General features: G+C 48.5%; 18 protein-coding genes and 1 tRNA gene. 14 read left to right on the top strand and 5 right to left on the bottom strand.

All coding sequences use genetic code 11. The features are described 5' to 3' along the window. Window positions 1-104: 104 nt before the first annotated feature. Window positions 105-371: a hypothetical protein gene (locus XMM383_RS03195; RefSeq protein WP_173494499.1), complete on the bottom strand. Its 267-nt coding sequence runs from the start codon at window positions 369-371 to the stop codon at window positions 105-107. A gap of 264 nt (window positions 372-635) precedes the next feature. Here XMM383_RS03195 and XMM383_RS03190 point away from each other — a divergent pair, with 264 nt between their 5' ends. The 3 genes from XMM383_RS03190 to XMM383_RS03180 are packed head-to-tail and all read left to right on the top strand — an operon-like array spanning window position 636 to window position 3550. Then, window positions 636-1607: a tripartite tricarboxylate transporter substrate binding protein gene (locus XMM383_RS03190; protein ID WP_217363566.1), complete on the top strand. Its 972-nt coding sequence runs from the start codon at window positions 636-638 to the stop codon at window positions 1605-1607. Further along, complete coding sequence (locus XMM383_RS03185) at window positions 1607-2044, top strand: tripartite tricarboxylate transporter TctB family protein (protein WP_173482061.1); 438 nt, start codon at window positions 1607-1609, stop codon at window positions 2042-2044. The genes XMM383_RS03190 and XMM383_RS03185 overlap by 1 nt, the downstream gene beginning before the upstream one ends. 3 nt (window positions 2045-2047) lie before the next feature. Further along, window positions 2048-3550 carry a tripartite tricarboxylate transporter permease gene (locus XMM383_RS03180; protein WP_173482060.1) on the top strand — a complete coding sequence of 501 codons (1503 nt, stop codon included), beginning with the start codon at window positions 2048-2050 and terminating at the stop codon, window positions 3548-3550. 60 nt (window positions 3551-3610) lie between these two features. Here the strand turns inward: XMM383_RS03180 and XMM383_RS03175 are convergent, their stop codons facing one another. Further along, window positions 3611-4306 carry a response regulator gene (locus tag XMM383_RS03175; protein WP_173494498.1) on the bottom strand — a complete coding sequence of 232 codons (696 nt, stop codon included), beginning with the start codon at window positions 4304-4306 and terminating at the stop codon, window positions 3611-3613. After that, window positions 4299-5888 (bottom strand): sensor histidine kinase, encoded by a 1590-nt coding sequence (locus XMM383_RS03170; protein ID WP_173483498.1) that lies wholly within the window; start codon window positions 5886-5888, stop codon window positions 4299-4301. Before XMM383_RS03170 ends, XMM383_RS03175 begins: the two co-directional genes overlap by 8 nt. A gap of 224 nt (window positions 5889-6112) precedes the next feature. Between XMM383_RS03170 and thrS the strand changes: the two genes are divergently transcribed. From thrS to XMM383_RS03125, 9 genes are all read left to right on the top strand, one after another. After that, window positions 6113-8029, top strand: coding sequence for a threonine--tRNA ligase (gene thrS / locus XMM383_RS03165; RefSeq protein WP_173483499.1), 1917 nt, complete (start codon window positions 6113-6115; stop codon window positions 8027-8029). A gap of 56 nt (window positions 8030-8085) precedes the next feature. After that, window positions 8086-8586 carry a translation initiation factor IF-3 gene (gene infC, locus XMM383_RS03160; protein WP_173482056.1) on the top strand — a complete coding sequence of 167 codons (501 nt, stop codon included), beginning with the start codon at window positions 8086-8088 and terminating at the stop codon, window positions 8584-8586. A 94-nt stretch (window positions 8587-8680) separates the two neighbouring features. Beyond that, window positions 8681-8875 carry a 50S ribosomal protein L35 gene (rpmI, locus tag XMM383_RS03155; RefSeq protein WP_173482055.1) on the top strand — a complete coding sequence of 65 codons (195 nt, stop codon included), beginning with the start codon at window positions 8681-8683 and terminating at the stop codon, window positions 8873-8875. A gap of 32 nt (window positions 8876-8907) precedes the next feature. Further along, window positions 8908-9264, top strand: a complete 357-nt coding sequence (rplT, locus tag XMM383_RS03150) for a 50S ribosomal protein L20 (protein WP_173482054.1) — start codon at window positions 8908-8910, stop codon at window positions 9262-9264. 102 nt (window positions 9265-9366) lie between these two features. Continuing rightward, entirely contained in the window at window positions 9367-10350 is a 984-nt protein-coding gene (pheS, locus tag XMM383_RS03145; protein ID WP_173483500.1) for a phenylalanine--tRNA ligase subunit alpha, read from the top strand. A 31-nt stretch (window positions 10351-10381) separates the two neighbouring features. Then, the gene (gene pheT / locus XMM383_RS03140) at window positions 10382-12760 is read left to right on the top strand and encodes a phenylalanine--tRNA ligase subunit beta (protein ID WP_173494497.1); all 2379 of its coding nucleotides are present in this window, start codon (window positions 10382-10384) and stop codon (window positions 12758-12760) included. Between the two features lie 20 nt (window positions 12761-12780). Further along, window positions 12781-13083 (top strand): integration host factor subunit alpha, encoded by a 303-nt coding sequence (gene ihfA / locus XMM383_RS03135; RefSeq protein WP_173482051.1) that lies wholly within the window; start codon window positions 12781-12783, stop codon window positions 13081-13083. Beyond that, the gene (locus XMM383_RS03130) at window positions 13083-13430 is read left to right on the top strand and encodes a MerR family transcriptional regulator (protein WP_173482050.1); all 348 of its coding nucleotides are present in this window, start codon (window positions 13083-13085) and stop codon (window positions 13428-13430) included. The genes ihfA and XMM383_RS03130 overlap by 1 nt, the downstream gene beginning before the upstream one ends. Before the next feature lie 45 nt (window positions 13431-13475). Beyond that, window positions 13476-13552 (top strand) — tRNA-Pro (locus tag XMM383_RS03125). Between the two features lie 369 nt (window positions 13553-13921). Here the strand turns inward: XMM383_RS03125 and XMM383_RS03120 are convergent. Further along, complete coding sequence (locus tag XMM383_RS03120; RefSeq protein WP_173494496.1) at window positions 13922-14614, bottom strand: tetratricopeptide repeat protein; 693 nt, start codon at window positions 14612-14614, stop codon at window positions 13922-13924. Next, window positions 14614-15489, bottom strand: a complete 876-nt coding sequence (ilvY, locus tag XMM383_RS03115; protein WP_173481120.1) for an HTH-type transcriptional activator IlvY — start codon at window positions 15487-15489, stop codon at window positions 14614-14616. Before ilvY ends, XMM383_RS03120 begins: the two co-directional genes overlap by 1 nt. A 176-nt stretch (window positions 15490-15665) precedes the next feature. On the opposite strand from ilvY, the gene ilvC reads away from it, so the two are divergent. Both ilvC and modF read left to right on the top strand, forming a co-directional pair. Then, window positions 15666-17138, top strand: coding sequence for a ketol-acid reductoisomerase (gene ilvC / locus XMM383_RS03110; protein WP_173483503.1), 1473 nt, complete (start codon window positions 15666-15668; stop codon window positions 17136-17138). Window positions 17139-17235: 97 nt separating this feature from the next. Beyond that, window positions 17236-18681: a molybdate ABC transporter ATP-binding protein ModF gene (gene modF / locus XMM383_RS03105; protein WP_173481118.1), complete on the top strand. Its 1446-nt coding sequence runs from the start codon at window positions 17236-17238 to the stop codon at window positions 18679-18681. Window positions 18682-18742 lie beyond the last annotated feature (61 nt).

Below are 18742 nucleotides of genomic sequence, written 5' to 3'. Positions count from 1 at the left end.
AACTCCGTGACCTCTTTGAATGCCTCGAGAATGGCTGAAATCTGTACTTTGCTTATTTCGTCAAGATTGAGGTTTAGCAGTTGATGTGAGGATTCAATGCCTCTCTAAGCAAATTGTTTTGCTTGGATCAGCCAAAAAAGCTCCTCGCGCATAACAAAATAGACCAGCTTCTCATCAAGTGCTCCAGGCGTCATGACCTTATACAGCTCAGTAAGATGCGGAATGAGTTGTGAATATCGATCATTCGAACTCTCTAAGCTATCACTCAAGCGTTTGAGTTCAATGGACGTCAGCGTTATGGCGGTGATGGTCATCGCTGCGATGATCAGTATTGAAATGATCAGTGTGAAAGATAAATTGCGTTTAAACATGTTCAATTATAAGCGGCTTAGTCACTGTTAAATTTACATAGTGATAAGCAATTTCTATGCCAATAGCTAATTAAGAATAATGATTTTTATACTTCTATGTTAGATCAGTTTTTAAATTTTGCCTGTGAACTTTATGAACAAAATGCTGTTTATAAAATTAATAATCCTTATCGCCACAAGCTTTTTCTTAAGAGTGGATTTTTTTAAATTCCCGTTAACTGTTCATCAAACTGCGATGTCAGTGTTCATAACAAGGAGAAGAAAATGAAACTAGCAAAAATTAAATTTCTAGCAGCAGGCGTTGCAATGAGCGTTGCCTCTTCTGCAATGGCGGCTGAGTGTATTGCACCTGCTAACCCAGGCGGTGGTTGGGACTTCACTTGTCGTCAAATCGGCAAAATCATGCATGACATCGGTGCCGTTAAAGATCCCGTTCAAGTCACTAACATGGCCGGTGCAGGCGGTGGTCTAGCGTACGCGCACGTGGTTAACGAGCGTAACGACGACGGTGATCTTATTGTTGCTGCTTCAACAGCTACTGCAACGCGTCTAGCTCAAAACGCTTACTCAGGTATGACGTCTGATCAGGTTCGTTTCCTAGGTGCTATCGGTGCTGACCCTGGCGTTATCGTGGTTGCTAAAGACTCGCCATACCAGACTCTGAATGAGCTTCTTGATGATGTTATTGCGAACCCAGGTAAGCACGCATTTGCCGGTGGATCAGCTGCAGGCGGTTACGATCACCTTAAAGTCCTAATGGCATTGAAACGTAAAGGTTTCACGGATATCCGTAAGGTTAAGTACATTGCTGTTGATGGTGACGCTGATGCGATCACTCAGACAGTTGGTGGCTTTACGTCAGCAATGACAGGTGACATCTCAGGTGTTGTAAGCTTCATCAAAAACGGCGACGTTCGCGTACTGGCTTCATTCACTGACGAGCGTATCGAAATTCCAGGTCTAGATGCTGTGATTCCAACGGCTAAAGAGCAGGGTATCGATGTTGTCGCGGTTAACTGGCGTGGTCTGTACACTCCAAAAGGTGCGTCTGAAGCTTCTTACAAGCAGTGGTCTGATGCGCTAGCTCAGGTTGCAGCCTCTAAAGAGTGGGCGGACGCTATGGAAGCAAACGGTCTTGTTAAGTTCACGAAAGTGGGCCCAGACTTCCAGAACTACCTAAACGGTGTGATGCAGGAAGTACAAGATATGTCTAAAGAGCTTGGTGTAATCAAGTAATGACAGATCGGATAACGGGGTTGATCGTCGTTGTGCTGGCGCTCGCGTATTTCGCGGGCGCCACTCAACTGCAAGAGCCTTTTTTCTCTGATCCTCTCGGCCCAAAAGCCTTCCCGATGATGATTGCGTCGGTAGCGGTAATCTGTGGTCTTGTGATGATCATGAAACCGGATCAAGAGCCAGAGTGGCCAGGTTTAACAACCTTTATGCACATTGGCTTTGCAGTTGTAGCGCTGGTTTTCTATGCCTACACACTTAAACCGCTGGGTTTCTTAGTTTCAACCGCGATAGCCGGTACCGCTGTATCCTATCTGATTGAAGCTAGAGCAAAAAATGCTGTGGTGACTGGAGTGCTTTTCTCAGGAGCGCTGTTCCTGATCTTTAAGTTCATCTTCGGTTTAAGTCTTTTCGCGCTACCGCGCTGGTTGATGGGGTAGGGTATGGATATCTTTGCAAATTTGGCCATTGGTTTTGATGTGGCGCTCTCGCCATTTACCCTGGCCCTTGCTATAGCAGGCTGTATCCTTGGAACGATGATCGGCTCTCTGCCGGGTCTAGGTCCATCGAACGGTGTTGCGATACTAATTCCTCTAACATTCTCATTTGGTCTAGATGCAACTCAGGCACTGGTGTTAATGACGAGTGTTTACTACGGCGCCATGTACGGCGGTCGTATCTCTTCGATTCTTCTGAATATCCCGGGTGATGAGCCGGCTATGATGACCTGTCTTGATGGGTATCCAATGGCCAAAGCAGGTCGCGCCGGAGATGCGTTGGTACTCTCAGGTGTCGCTTCGTTTGTCGGTGCACTGTTGGCGACCATTGGTTTAATGCTGCTTGCGCCGTTGTTGGCTCGTGTGGCTTACCAGTTCGGCCCGGCCGAGTACTTTGCGCTCTACATGCTGGCCTTTGCCACCTTAGGTGGTATCGGTTCTAACAACCAGGCTAAGGCAGCATTAGCCGTCTGTATCGGTCTGGGAATCGCGACTATTGGTGTGGATGCTTCAACGGGTATGACTCGCTTTACCGGCGATAACATGCACCTGTTTGATGGTATCGACTTCTTGGTAGCCATCGTTGGTCTTTTTGCGGTCTCTGAAGTACTGGTGTTTATTGAGTCACACGGTAAAGACTCTGCCATAGGCGTGAAACTAGAGAAAGTACGTATTCCTTGGGCTGACATTGCTCGCACTAAATGGACCATGCTAAAGGCAACAGTGATCGGCTTTATTGCAGGTCTATTGCCGGGTGCAGGTGCTTCCTTGGGTAGTTTCTTGGCGTATATGCAAGAGAAGTCATCGGTACGTGACAACTCGCAGTTCGGTAAAGGTGATCCACGTGGTATCGCTGCACCAGAGGCCGGTAACAATGCGGCGGCAGGGGGTGCGTTAGTACCTATGTTGACGCTAGGTGTTCCGGGTTCAGGTACAACAGCCGTTCTGCTAGCACTGTTGATGACGTTGAATATCACCCCAGGTCCCACGTTGTTTAACGATCGACCTGAGGTGGTTTGGGGTTTGATCGCCTCACTACTGATTGCCAACGTTGTACTGTTGGTGCTTAACGTCCCAATGGTGAAGATGTTCAGCCGAGTGCTACAGGTATCCCCTGCGATTCTGCTGCCAGGTGTGACCCTGGTTGCCTTTGTCGGTATCTACTCACTGACCGGTAGCTACTTCGATCTACTATTGATGATTGGCTTTGGTGTGCTGGGTTACCTGCTTCGCAAGATGGACATTCCTTCAGTACCGGTGATTCTGGGTATCCTGTTGGGTGGTCACATGGAAGTGAACCTGCGCCGTGCGATGGTGCTTTCTGATGGTGACTGGACCTATCTGTTCAGCAGTAACATCTCAGTCGGTCTATGGATTGCTGCTGTTCTTGGCTTCCTAGCGCCGTTCATCTTCCGTGGCAAATTGAAACCACCTACGCAGAGTAGCTAACCACGACAGGTTGGTAGATGCTCTAATAAAAAACGCTGATAAGACTCAGCGTTTTTTTGTTTATAGCCCTTTGTAGCGCCGTTCAGGTCGGCCGACCGTGCCATAGTTAATATCGGCATTGAGTCGCTCTTGTCCCACTAGATATTCCAAATAGCGTCTCGCGGTGGTGCGGCTAGAGCCAATGCGCTCGCCTACCTGTTCTGCACTTAAAGAGTCATGACTCTCCCTGAACACCGCAACGATTTTATCCAGTGTAATCTGGTCGATCCCCTTGGGTAGAGCTTCAAGTTTAAGGCTGCTGTTTTTGCTCTCTCTGTGACGCGAGAGCAGTTGATCAACATCTTGCTGAGACAGCTCGTTAGCTTGATTGGTAAGGATGGTTTTATGTGATCTGTACTGGTTTAAGGCGCCAGAGAGTCGATCAAAAACTAAGGGTTTCAGAACATAGTCAAACACACCCAGGCGCAGAGCCTCGGATAGGCTATCGACCTCTTTAGCGGCTGTAATCATGATGACGTCGGTTTGTGAGTCCCCTGAACGCAGGGTTTTAAGAAGATCTAAACCGCTTCCGTCAGGGAAGTGGATGTCTAACAGCACAAGATCCGGCTGGAAAACGTCGAGCATATCTTGTGCGTCTCGGGTTGAGTGGCTAATGCCTATGACGTCAAAGCCATCGATGCGCTCCACAAAACGTCGTTGAATTTCAGCAATCTGTGGATCATCTTCAGCGATCAGTATTTTCAATGTATCAGACATCCTTGCCACTCCTTGGTAGATAGAGGGTAAAACGGCTTCCGCCTGAGTGTGAGGCCTCAACAGTAATGTGGCCACCTAGGGCCTCTATGGTCTCTTGCACTAAAAATAGTCCTATGCCGCGACCTTCGCCTTTGCTGCTGACGCCTGAGGTAAATAGGTTGTTGATCTTGTTGGGATCAATACCCTCACCGTCATCTTCGACCTCAATAATGATATCCGAGCCCATATCGGTCATTGATAGACGTACCTCTTCGGAGTGGGCCGAAAGTGAGGCATCAAAAGCGTTATCAATGAGGTTGCCGATTAACGTCACCATCTGCTGTGATTCAATATGGGACGGAAGTTGGTGAAGCTGTGAACCCTCATCAATCTCAAGTGTCAGCCCTAGTTCATTCGCGCGATTGAATTTTCCGAGTATACAGCCTGCTACGACCGGATCTGCCACCGACTCTTTTAGCCAGGTTAATAGCTCCTGGTGCTCCTTAGTCTCCTGCCCAATAAGATCGAGCGCTTCCTGCTTGGCATCTAAGCTGATAAGACCTGCAATGGTGTGCAGTTTATTGGCGTATTCATGTGCTTGTGAACGAAGTGCTTCAGCATACTGGCGAATGCGGGTTAGCTTTCGGCTCACCTCCGTCAACTCATCTTTCGGGCGGAAGCTGGCAACCACACCCACCACCTGGTCCTCTTTAACGATGGGTAATCGGTTAATGATCAGCTGTCGGCCGTTGACGAGAGTCTCTCGGTCGTACTCGGCTTCACCGGTCTCAAGCAGCATGGGCATTCTTGAATCGGGAAGCACCTCACTGAGTGGGCGTCCTGAAACATCTTGATCATCAATCCCCAGTGTTCTCAAGGCTGCTCGGTTAAAGGTGGTGATTTCACCTTTTGAGTTAATGGAGATGATCCCTTCTCGAACCGACTCTAGCGTGGCGTTTCGCTCTAGGAATAGGGCAGCGATCTCGTGAGGTTCAAGGTCAAAAATGGCAGACCTAAAACGGCGTGCAATCCACATGGCCAACATAATCGATACCAAGAGTAGGGCAAAGGTGCCTACGATGACGGTGCCTTGATAGTTAAAGATGGTCTGGTCGATGGTTTTGGTTAAATAACCGACCGAAACCACGCCGACGATCTTACCCTGATCATCCAGCACCGGTGTCTTGCCTCGGATTGACTCCCCAAGGCTGCCAACGGCTTTAGAGATGTAGCTCTCACCGAGTTCCAGTGCGCGATAGTTATCACCACCCACCATCGGTTTTCCGATGCGTTCTGGTTTTGGGTGAACGAGACGTATGCCGTCAATGTCGCCAATAGAGATGAAACTGGCGTCGGTTGCTAATCTGAGGTCCGCTACAATGGCTTGGACAGCGTCACTATCACTTCGACTGACAGCGTCGCGAATAGAGGGGGTTTGAGAGATCATTGACGAGAGCTGCAGGGCGCGTTGACCGATCTGATCTTCGAGTGAATCCGCTAGATATCTTAGGGTGAAAATTCCCAACACAATCGCCTGCGTCAGGATCAATAGACTGACCAGTAGTGTTAAGCGGGTGCTGATTTTAAGGCGAGGTGCTTTCATCCCTGTGCTCTTATCATTTTTGTTGTCGCAATGATGCCACGATGCTTGATAAAAATCAGTCACTTCGTGGCTAACCATTGGGTTTTAAGCCGGATCAGGGTGGAGACTGGTTGGTTAGATCTGTATAATACTGCCCTTCAATTGAAACGCGCTTCGACTGAGTCGTTCGCACATAACTTACGTGGCCTGTCGTATGGGTCACCACTGAGCACTAGGATCTATAAATGCCTGTTATTACTCTTCCTGATTCAAGTAAACGTGAATTCGATCAGCCACTGTCTGTCTTTGATCTGGCGTCTGATATCGGCCCAGGTCTAGCGAAAGCTACCCTTGCTGGTCGAGTGAATGGTGAATTGGTTGATACCTCTTTTGTCATCGAGGCGGATGCAGACGTCTCTCTTATCACGGCGCGCGATGAAGAGGGTGTCGATATCATTCGTCACTCAACTGCGCACTTGATGGCGATGGCCGTTCAAGATCTTTTTCCTGGTGCTCAAGTGACGATTGGTCCAACGATCGATGACGGTTTCTACTACGATTTTGCTTATGAGCGTCCATTTACGCCAGAAGATCTAGAGAAGATCGAAAAGCGCATGGCGGAACTGGCTAAGTCGAATCTTCCTGTTGAGCGCTCAGTTATGAGCCGTCCTGACGCAGTGAAAATGTTTGAAGCGATGGGCGAGAAGTACAAGGTTGAGATCATTGAATCGATTCCTGGTGAAGAGGATCTCTCGTTCTACAAGCAGGGTGATTTCATCGATCTATGTCGTGGCCCACACGTGCCTAATACGGGCCACCTAAAAGTTTTCAAACTGATGAAAGTGGCTGGCGCTTACTGGCGCGGTGACGTTAAAAACGAGCAGCTAACTCGTATCTACGGCACAGCTTGGGGTGACAAGAAAGACCTTAAAGCCTACTTGCACCGCCTTGAAGAGGCAGAGAAGCGTGACCACCGTAAACTCGGTAAGCAGTTGAATCTGTTCCATCTTCAGGAAGAAGCACCAGGTATGGTGTTTTGGCATCCGAATGGCTGGACTCTTTGGCAGGCAGTGGAACAGTACATGCGTGAACAGCAGCGCAAACGTGGCTACCAAGAGATCAAGACACCGCAGGTGGTTGAACGTACTCTGTGGGAAAAATCAGGTCACTGGGATAAGTTCCAAGAGCAGATGTTCACGACCCACTCTGAGAGCCGTGACTTTGCCGTTAAGCCGATGAACTGCCCATGTCACATTCAAGTATTCAACCAGGGATTGCGTTCATACCGTGACCTACCTTTGCGTATGGCTGAATTTGGCTCGTGTCACCGCAATGAGCCATCTGGTGCACTGCACGGTATCATGCGTGTTCGTGGCTTCGTTCAAGATGATGGTCACACTTTCTGTGCTGAGGACTCTATTCAATCTGAGGTGGCTGAATTCATCGACTTCCTTCATGAGGTCTACACTGATTTTGGATTCAGCGACATTATCTACAAGCTCTCTACTCGCCCTGAGCAGCGCGTAGGTTCTGATGAAGTATGGGATAAAGCCGAAAAGGCGTTGGCTGACGCATTGGATGCAGCGGGTCTGGATTGGGAAGAGCTTCCTGGTGAAGGTGCCTTCTACGGTCCTAAGATTGAATTCTCACTACGTGACTGTCTGGGTCGTGTTTGGCAGTGTGGAACGATTCAGGTCGACTTCTCGATGCCGGGTCGACTCGATGCTCAGTTTGTTAACGAGAAGGGCGATCGTGAAACACCGGTTATGTTGCACCGTGCGATTCTAGGTTCGTTTGAGCGATTTATCGGTATTTTGATTGAGCACTACGCGGGGGCGCTGCCGACTTGGTTGTCTCCAGTGCAGGTTGCCGTCATGAATATCACCGATAAACAGTCAGATTTTGTCAATGAAGTGGTGTCTAAGCTGCAAAATAGCGGCATTAGAGCAATTTCGGACTTGAGAAATGAGAAGATCGGCTTTAAAATCCGCGAGCGCACTCTACAGAAAATCCCTTATCTTCTAGTAATCGGCGATAAAGAAGTTGAATCTGGCAGCGTTGCTGTACGCACACGCACAGGTGAAGATATGGGTGTATTTAGTGTTGAAGACTTTGCTAACTTGTTGATTCAAGAGAATAATCGCAAAGGTCGCAGCGAATAAAAACGCTTTAGGAGAAACTAGCTATCAAGCGTGATAACAAGCGCGGTCAAAAGAATTTGCCGCCAATTAATGAAAATATTCGAGCTCGTGAGTGTCGTTTAATCGGCGCTGACGGAGAGCAGGTTGGTGTTGTAAGCCTTAATGAAGCGCTTCGTGCGGCTGAAGAGGCAGGATTGGATCTAGTACAGATCTCCGATTCCGACCCAATCGTCTGTAAGGTGATGGACTACGGTAAACACCTTTACGACCAGAAAAAACGTGCAAATGAGGCTAAGAAGAAACAGACTCAGATGCAGGTTAAAGAGATTAAGTTCCGTCCAGGGACTGATGTGGGGGATTATCAGGTAAAACTACGCAACCTGATACGTTTCCTAGAAGGTGGAGATAAGACCAAGATTACGATTCGCTTCCGCGGTCGTGAGATGGCGCACCAGGAGCTCGGAATGGAGCTTCTTAATCGAGTTGAAACGGATTTGGCAGACTACGGTACTGTTGAAGCTCGTCCTAAACTTGAAGGTCGTCAGATGGTCATGGTCATAGCTCCTAAGAAAAAGTAGTTGGTTCCAAACTAAGACCTGCCGTGCCATCCAGTATGGTGTTGCAGGTTTTGTTCGTTCCAACAGATAACTAACGAATGCGTGGAGAAAGTAAATGCCAAAGATTAAATCTGTCCGCGGTGCGGCAAAGCGTTTCAAGAAGACTGCTAATGGCTTCAAGCACAAGCAAGCCTTCAAAAGTCACATTCTGACCAAGAAGACTACTAAGCGTAAGCGTCAGCTACGCCCAATGCTTCAGGTACATGCAGCTGACCAGGCTCTGGTTAAGCGCATGCTTCCATACATTTAATTGGTTACGAATAGGATTAAGAAGGAGTTACCATGCCTCGCGTAAAACGTGGTGTACAAGCTCGTGCACGTCATAAAAAAGTATTGAAACAGGCTAAAGGTTACTACGGCGCTCGTAGTCGTGTATTCCGCGTAGCCAAACAAGCTGTCATCAAAGCGGGTCAGTACGCTTACCGTGACCGCCGTCAGCGCAAACGTCAGTTCCGTGCTCTGTGGATTGCTCGTATTAACGCAGCAGCTCGCATCAATGGTTTGTCGTACAGCCGTCTGATCGCTGGCCTTAAAAAGGCTAACGTTGAGATCGACCGTAAGGTACTGGCTGATCTGGCAGTGCATCAGCAAACAGCGTTTACCGCTGTTGTTGAAAAAGCAAAAGCAGCACTAGCCTAAGACAATCGTCACCCTAGGGTGATGAATTGATCGACTCAGATAGGGGAAGGGTGCTCGCTCTTCCCCTATTTTTGTATTTGGACCCAGAGAGTGGAGCCGTAAATGGAAAATCTTGACGCCCTGTTGGCGGAAGGAAAAGCCGCTGCTGAAGCAGCGAGCGATGTAAAAACTTTAGACGAAGTTCGTGTTCAGTACCTAGGTAAGAAGGGGCACCTTACCCAGCTATTGAAAGGGCTTGGTAAACTATCTAACGAAGAGCGTCCTGCTGCAGGTGCACGCATCAACGTGGCCAAAGAGGCGCTGTCCGATGTGCTGAATGCGCGTAAGAGCCTACTCGAAAATGCTGCACTTGAAGCGAAGTTGGCTGCAGAGAAGGTGGATGTCACGCTTCCTGGTCGTCAGCCAGAGTTGGGTGGCCTGCACCCAGTGACAAAAACGATGGATCGTATTGAAGCTTTCTTCAGTCGCATCGGTTACTCGGTAGAAGAGGGGCCTGAGATCGAAGATGATTACCACAACTTCGAAGCGCTCAACATTCCATCGCACCACCCAGCGCGTGCGATGCACGATACCTTCTATTTTGACGCTCACCGTCTGTTAAGAACCCACACTTCTCCAGTACAGGTTCGTACGATGGAGGCGCAGAAGCCGCCTATTCGTATTATCTGTCCAGGTCGTGTCTACCGTTGTGACTATGACCAGACCCACTCACCAATGTTCCATCAGGTTGAAGGTTTGATCATCGATAAGAACATCAGCTTTGCAGATCTTAAAGGTACGCTTGAACAGTTCTTACGTGAATTCTTTGAAGAGGATGTGCGTGTGCGTTTCCGTCCTTCCTACTTCCCATTTACTGAGCCTTCTATTGAAGTCGATATCGATCGCGGTGATGGTAAATGGCTAGAAGTACTAGGCTGTGGCATGGTTCATCCAAAAGTACTTGAGATGTCGGGTATCGACTCTGAAGAGTACACCGGATTTGCCTTTGGTATGGGGGTAGAGCGTTTCGCAATGCTGCGTTATGGCGTTGACGATCTACGACTATTCTTTGAAAACGATCTGCGCTTCCTAAGCCAGTTCAACTAATTCAGCCGATAGCAGACGAGAGTATTTAACTATGAAATTCAGTGAACAGTGGTTACGTGAACTGGTTCAGCCTGCCATCGATACGCAGGGTTTAGCGGATCAACTCAGCCTAGCAGGTTTAGAAGTTGATGAGATTGAGTCGGTTGCCAAAGAGTTTTCCGGTGTGGTTGTGGGTGAAGTTCTGAGTGCCGAGCAGCACCCAGATGCCGATAAACTGCGCGTATGTCAGGTAAGCGACGGTAGTGAGACCTTCCAAGTGGTGTGTGGTGCCCCCAACGCCCGTGCTGGAATCAAGACCGCTTTTGCAACGGTCGGTGCCGTTCTACCGGGTAACTTTAAGATTAAGAAAGCCAAGCTACGTGGTGTTGAATCCATGGGTATGCTCTGTGCTGAAGATGAGCTAGGCCTATCGGATGATCATGGCGGCATCATGGAGCTTCCAGCCGATGCTCCAGTCGGTCAGAGTGTCCGTGACTACCTTAATCTTGAAGATATGATTATCGATGTCGATTTGACGCCTAACCGTGGTGACTGCCTAGGTATGGTCGGTATGGCTCGTGAAGTGGGTGTATTGAATAAAGCCGCTGTGGCTGAGATCGATTGCTCTGCTGTTGCAGCAACCATTGGTGATACCGTTTCGATCGAGTTAGAAGCCGCTTCAGCTTGCCCTCGCTACTTGGGTCGTGTCATTCGTGGCATCGATATCAATGCACAGACGCCACGTTGGATGGTTGAGCGTTTAGAGCGTTCTGGCGTTCGCTCTATCGATCCTGTTGTCGATGTTACCAACTATGTGTTGCTTGAGTTAGGGCAGCCAATGCACGCTTTTGATCTGAATAAGATTGAAGGTGGTATTCGTGTTCGCATGGCCGAGCAGGGCGAAGCGCTAACACTGCTTGATGGCAGTGAGATTAAGCTGAACGCTGATACGCTAGTGATTGCCGATCACAATAAAGCAATTGCGATGGCGGGCATCATGGGGGGCGGTAACTCTGAAGTCTCTGAAGAGAGTAAAGATATTCTGCTTGAGTGTGCCTACTTTGACCCTATCGCGATTGCAGGTCGCGCACGAAACTATGGTCTGCATACGGATGCATCCCACCGTTACGAACGTGGTGTTGATTGGCAGTTACAGGCGCGTGCTATTGAGCGTGCGACAGCCTTGCTGATTGATATTGTCGGTGGTGAGGTTGGTCCGGTTATCCAGGCTGTATCTGAAACGAACTTGCCGAAGCCGGTCGCACTTGAACTGCGTCACCAGCGTGTCACTGATATGTTGGCACTTGAAATTCCAGCGGCAGAGATCGAAGAGATCCTAACGCGTCTAGGTCTTCAGTTGCGTGCTAATGGCGATGGCTCATGGATGGTTGCGGTTCCTAGCTACCGTTTTGATATCAGCATCGAAGTTGATCTGATTGAAGAGATTGCACGCGTTTACGGCTACAACAATCTGCCGTCTAACACACCCCGTGCCGAGCTTCCTCTGCCCTCAATCAAAGAGTCGAAACTAACGGCAAGCACCCTGCGTCGTCATTTGGTCTCTCGTGGATACCAAGAGGCGATTACCTACAGCTTCATCGAAGCGGGTCTAGCAAAACAGTTTGACGATCAGAATGAAGCGGTAGCGCTTGCTAACCCTATCTCTGCTGAAATGGCGGTTATGCGTACCACTATCTGGCCAGGTCTCTCTAAAGCAGTTGCTTATAACCAAGCGCGTCAACAGAGTCGAGTGCGTCTGTTCGAGATTGGTCAGTGTTTTATTGCCAATGGTGATGAGCTTGAACAAGAGAACAGCCTAGCGGGTATTATTTCGGGTAACCGTTCACCAGAATCGTGGATGGGTAAGAGCGACAAGGTCGATTTCTTTGATATCAAAGGTGATCTGGAATCCTTGTTTTCTTTGGGTGGCGATGCGAGCCAGTTTAAGCTGGTTGCCGATACTCACCATGCCCTTCACCCAGGTCAGTCAGCTCGCATTGAGAAGGCGGGCGTGACAGTGGGTTGGGTTGGTGCGATGCACCCAAGCTTACAGAAGAGCTTAGATCTTGCAGGTCCAGTCTATCTATTCGAGATGAAGCTATCATCTCTGTTGGAAGGGCGTCTACCTCGTTTTGCATCCCTCTCTAAATTCCCAGAGTCACGTCGTGATTTAGCGATGGTGATCGGTGCAGAGGTGAGCTTTGACTCGGTTCGTTCTATTGCGCAGTCAGAGGGCGGTGAGTTCCTAAAAGAGGTCATCCTATTTGACGTATATACCGGCCAAGGTATTGATGATGGACAAAAAAGTCTTGCTCTTGGCTTGACCTGGCAGCACCCATCGCGCACTCTTAACGAAGAAGAGATCAATGCATCAGTGCAAGCGGTCGTTGAAAAACTGACCTCTGATCTAGGTGCAGTATTGCGAGATTAAACCTAATAAAGGGGTTTGGTATGAGTGCGTTAACAAAAGCGGATATGGCAGAGCGTCTTTTTGAAGAACTCGGTCTAAACAAACGCGAAGCGAAAGAGATGGTTGAATCGATGTTCGATGAGATCAAAGAGAGTCTTTCGCATAACGAGCATGTCAAACTCTCGGGTTTTGGTAATTTTGATCTACGCGATAAGCGACAGCGTCCTGGACGTAACCCTAAGACGGGTGAAGAGGTGCCTATCTCTGCCCGTCGAGTGGTAACCTTCCGTCCGGGGCAAAAGCTTAAAGAGCGAGTAGAGCTGCATTCAGCTAAGCAACAATAATGTCGAGCGATCTTCCTACCATCCCAACCAAGCGTTACTTTACGATTGGTGAAGTCAGCAAGTTGTGTGATCTAAAGCCTCATGTGCTTCGCTACTGGGAGCAAGAGTTCGAACAAATTGAGCCGGTTAAACGCAGTAATCGCCGCTACTATCAGCACCAAGACATTCTTCTGATTCGTGAAATCAAGGGCCTTCTCTACGAACAAGGCCTTACTATTGCTGGAGCAAAACAGTATCTGACAGCAGGTAATACACACGATGATCAAGGGCGGTATAAGCAGTTGATTCGCCAATCGATTACCGAGCTGGAAGATATTCTTAAATCGATGAGAATTAACGCCAACTAGGCTTTAAACCCGAAAGCGCATCCTGTAACATGCGCGCCAAGTTTCCGGAATGTAGCGCAGCCTGGTAGCGCACCTGCATGGGGTGCAGGGGGTCGGAGGTTCGAATCCTCTCATTCCGACCATACAAACACAAAGGGCCACCCGTTAGGGTGGCCCTTTGTGTTTCTGGTGACTGGCTTTAGCCTGTCATCCGCTGTTGGCTTAAATGGACCCTCTGGAAAACGCTCATAAAGCCGATGACAGACTGAAGTCAGTCACGTCGCAGGCGATCAAAGCGCGGCCCCGAAGGGGCGAAATACAGGGGTGTATTTCGTAATCCTCTCATCTCAAATTCGCGACTTTTCGCTGTGCTCAAAATCGCTCCAACAGGAATAAAGTCACCCGTTAGGGTGGCCCTTTGTGTTTTCCGGTGACTGGCTTTAGCCTGTCATCCGCTGTCCGGTTAATTGGGTTGTCTGGAAAACGCTCATAGAGCCGATGACAGACTGAAGTCAGTCACGGAGGCTTCGAGACAAGCTGATGAGTTGTTCTTCTAGCACCTTACGCACCTCATCACTTATATCGTCCAACAGGCGTCTATTGATCTCGACAGACAGCCACTTAGCGGATCCCTCCTTGAAGGCGGTCTCAAAGTGTTCAGACGCTTTATTGACGTCTTTAGCAACGACTCTTCCAGTGAGGTAGTAGTAGCCTAGATTCCAGTGCGCGAAGGCGTGTTTTTTGGAAGCTGCGCCTTGGTATAGCTTAAACGCTCTCTCCCAATCGATCTCGGTACCTTCCCCGTTTTCGACCATCTGCGCTAAGTTGAACTGTGCGTTGGGTCCGCCTTTTTCAGCGGCTTGTGAAATGAGCTGATAGGCCAGTGCTGTCTGTTTCGGTACGCCAGGGTGTCCCTCCCGGTACATCTTTCCCAATCGAAAGGTTGCACCATTAAAGCCGGCCTCCGAGGCGCGTTTGAAATAGGATTCAGCCTTAACAGGATCTTGTTCCAGCCCTTTACCAAACAGATACATATAACCAAACAGAAAATTGCCTCTGGGGTCTTCATTGAGCTGAATATCACGAGCACCGGCGATAGCTTCTGAATACTGTTCACTGAACAGTGCTTGCCAGGTCTCCCTGAAACTGGCGGCTTGAAGAGGAGTGGTGAGAAGCAGAAATGCAACAGCGATCAGTTTCATCATTAGCTTAGCTCCCAGAACGCTTCAATCAATGGGTTTTTTAAGCTACGTGTTAGTGTAAATAGTCCGATCTCATAGGGTTTTAGAGCGGGTTGTACATCCAGTATTCTGATTCGCTCGACCAGTGGACTGTTATCCAAAACAATTTTGGGCACGACACCAATGCCGAACCCCAAGCTCACCATGCTGACGATCGCCTCGTTACCTGCAACCTGAGCATAGATATTGGGTGTGATGCCTTGCTCGTTTAACCAGTCGTCGACCCGACTTCGAGCAACACCCGCTTCAGAGAGAATCATAGGGGTGCTCTGCCAATCCTCAACGCTTTGTGGTGAGCTGTTGGGTAAGTTGGGTTGTGCCTCTGCCGGTGCAATAAATACTAAGGGAGATTGGGTAATCGGTTTAAATGAGAGGCTTTTGCTCAGGTTGTCGGGTTGAGCGGCAATGGTGATCTCCTCTATACCCTCTTGGATACGTGCAATGGCGCGATCAGGGTCCCCTGTATGAAGCTTAATCTCGATATGCGGATGTACTTGGCGAAAGCGGTTTAACAATTCGTACAGGAAGCTGTAACTAGCTGTTACCGAGCAGTAGATACTGATCTCACCGCTGAGCTGTCCTGTTTTGTCCGTCAATTCGCTGCGAATAATATTCCACTGACTGTAAGTTTCGCGGGCGTACTGTAGAAAGCGTTGCCCCTCTTGGGTAAGAACTACAGTCCGATTATCACGTTTGAACAGTTCTACGCCCAGCTCCTCTTCGAGTTGGCGAATGTTTCGAGAGAGGGCTGATAGACTGACATGGCACTCTTCACTGGCCCGTCCAAAGTGCAGAGTGTCGGCCAATGCTAAAAACTGTTTCAGATTCTTTAAATTCATGGGGGTAGTCTATCTAAATTGTCTATTGTTGCGCAAATCGGGATGTTGTGTTGCAAATATATCAATTTAAGAAACTATTGGTTTTGCTTATAATCTGCCCACTTTGATTAGAACTCTAGTCAGTTGTCCGTGTCGTTCAACGACGCACCTCCCAATTAAATTAGGATCTGTTTAGCATGGCTAACTACTTCAATACACTGCCACTACGTGAGCAGCTAGCGGAACTGGCAAAGTGCCGTTTCATGGATATGTCTGAATTTGCTGATGGCGTTGAAGCGCTTAAAGGCAAAAAAATGGTTGTAATAGGTTGTGGTGCGCAAGGCCTTAACCAGGGTCTTAACCTACGCGACTCAGGCCTAGATGTCTCTTACGCTCTGCGTCCTGAAGCGATTGCTGAAAAGCGTCAGTCATGGAAAAACGCAACGGACAACGGTTTCACTGTTGGTACTTACGAAGAGCTTATTCCTACTGCAGACGTCGTACTTAACCTAACTCCAGATAAGCAGCACACAGCCGTTGTTAACGCGGTGATGCCTCTGATGAAAGAGGGCGCTTGCCTATCTTACTCACACGGTTTCAACATCGTTGAAGAGGGTATGCAGATCCGTGACGACCTAACCGTTATCATGGTTGCACCTAAGTGTCCTGGTTCAGAAGTACGTGCTGAGTACGTGCGTGGCTTCGGTGTACCTACACTGATCGCGGTTCACGAAGATAATGATCCTAAGGGTGAAGGTCTAGCACTGGCTAAAGCTTACGCTGTAGGTACTGGCGGTCACAAAGCGGGCGTTCTAATGTCATCGTTCATCGCAGAAGTTAAGTCTGACCTTATGGGTGAACAGACTATCCTTTGTGGTATGTTGCAGACTGGTTCGATCCTATGTTTCGACAAGATGGTTGAAGAGGGTATCGACGCTGGTTACGCATCTAAGTTGATTCAGTACGGTTGGGAAACCATCACTGAAGCACTTAAGTACGGCGGCGTTACCAACATGCTAGACCGTCTATCTAACCCAGCTAAGATCAAGTGTTTCGACCTTGCTGAAGAGCTAAAAGTGATCATGCGTCCGCTTTACAACAAGCACCAGGATGACATCATCGACGGCACTTTCTCACGTGTCATGATGGAGGATTGGGCGAACGATGACGCTAATCTTCTTAAATGGCGTGCAGAGACTGCAGAGACTAACTTCGAGAAGACTCCAGCAGGCGACGTAGAGATCTCTGAGCAAGAGTACTTCGACAAAGGCATCCTTATGGTTGCTATGGTCAAAGCAGGTGTTGAGCTTGCATTCGAAACAATGACGGCTGCTGGTATCATCGCTGAGTCTGCGTACTACGAGTCACTTCACGAGACTCCACTAATCGCAAACACTATCGCTCGTAAGAAGCTTTACGAAATGAACGCAACAATCTCTGATACTGCAGAGTACGGCTGTTACCTATACAACCACGCGTGTGTTCCGCTACTAGCTGACTTCATGAAGGGCATCAAGTCTGACGTTATCGGTAAAGGCCTAGATCTTGACGACAACGGCGTAGATAACGCTCGTCTAATCGAAGTTAACGCTGCACTACGCGCTCACCCAGTTGAAGCGATCGGTACAGTTCTTCGTGGCCACATGGCTGACATGAAGAAGATCGTTTAATTTTAGATAAAATTTAAACGACTCAAAGCCGAGTGCCTCGCAAGGAGTACTCGGCTTTATGCTTTTTATAAACTCTATTTGTTGATTAGGAATCCCCATGTCGACATCCATTCACATTGAAAACCTTGACGTAAACTTTGATGAACGCTTTGACCTTAAAGGGGTCGATTGGACCATTGAGCCCAATCAGCATTGGGTCATCACCGGTACCAATGGTTCTGGTAAGTCGGCGCTTGCAGCGGTGTTAGCAGGGTTTGGTGATGCATTGAATGGATCCATAGAGGGAGTCCCAAATAGAGTTGGACTCGTTTCATTCGAAGCTCAGGCAGAGTTGATCAAACAGGAGCTTAAAAAGGATGACGCCGATATTTTAGATGTCATCTCAGAAGGAACCCCCGTTCGGGAAATGATCTTTGAGCATTGTGAAGATCAACTGTTAGCGGCTGAATTAGTCGAGCAGTTCGGTTTGTCGCCGCTGTTGGATAGAGCATTCCGCAAGCTTTCGACCGGTGAGAGCCGCAAGATGATGTTGGTCCGTGCGTTGGCCAATAACCCAGAGCTTCTTATTTTAGATGAGCCATTTGATGGGTTAGATGCTGATACGCTTGCGATGCTGCAGCAGCATTTAGCCAGCATCATTGATACCACGCCGATGATACTGGTGTTAAACCGCTTCGACGAAATGCCTGATTTTATTACTCATGTTGCCTACATGGAGAAGGTGGGTAACGATGCGGGACGTCTAGCATTTCAGGTCGATCGCAGCGATGAATCGGCTTATGCAGAGCTATACCAACTGCTTCACTTGAAAACGACAGATCTAGAGGTTCCACCGGCGGATCCTGCTAACCCGCTTCCAGAACTGAATCCGAATGATCCACTGGTCAAACTGACCGATATCTCGATCAAATACAGTGATGCAGTAATTGTTGAGGGCTTCAACTGGACGATAAATCCTGGCCAACATTGGCAACTGAGCGGTCCAAACGGCAGTGGTAAAACAGGTGTGCTCTCATTGATTACTGGCGATCACCCGCAGTGTTACGTCAACGACATCTTTGTGTTCGGTTTTCAGCGCGGTAACGGCGAGAGTATCTGGCAGATTAAGCAGTTTATTGGTTATGTGTCGACCGCACTGCAATGGGAGTATCGTGTCAGCATCAGTTGTAAAAATGTCATTATCTCGGGCTTCTTTGACAGCATTGGTATGTACACCAAATCAACCGATAATCAGAAGATGATTGCCGATCAGTGGCTTGCACTGCTGGGTATGCAGGATCGCGCCGATGTGCCGTTCAACAAGCTCTCTTACGGTGATCAGCGACTCTTGTTGATTGCGCGCGCCATGGTAAAACATCCACCGCTATTAATTCTGGATGAGCCCTGTCTAGGGCTAGATGATATGAACCGACAGTTGGTATTGGCTCTGATTGAGAAGATCTGTGAGGGTAACGAGACGACCGTCTTGTATGTAAACCACCACGCTGAAGATCAAATCAAAGGGATAGAGCACTTTATGGCGATGCAGAAACGCCAATCCTAATCCGTTAACGAACCACCCATAGTGCAATGAGTAGTGCGGTTGGAATAAGATTTTTAGTAGT

The organism is Marinobacterium sp. xm-m-383 (assembly GCF_013283255.1).
GTDB lineage: Bacteria > Pseudomonadota > Gammaproteobacteria > Pseudomonadales > Balneatricaceae > Marinobacterium_E.
Note: the sequence above shows the minus strand (reverse complement) of the source record. Positions and strands in the feature narration are given on the sequence as shown.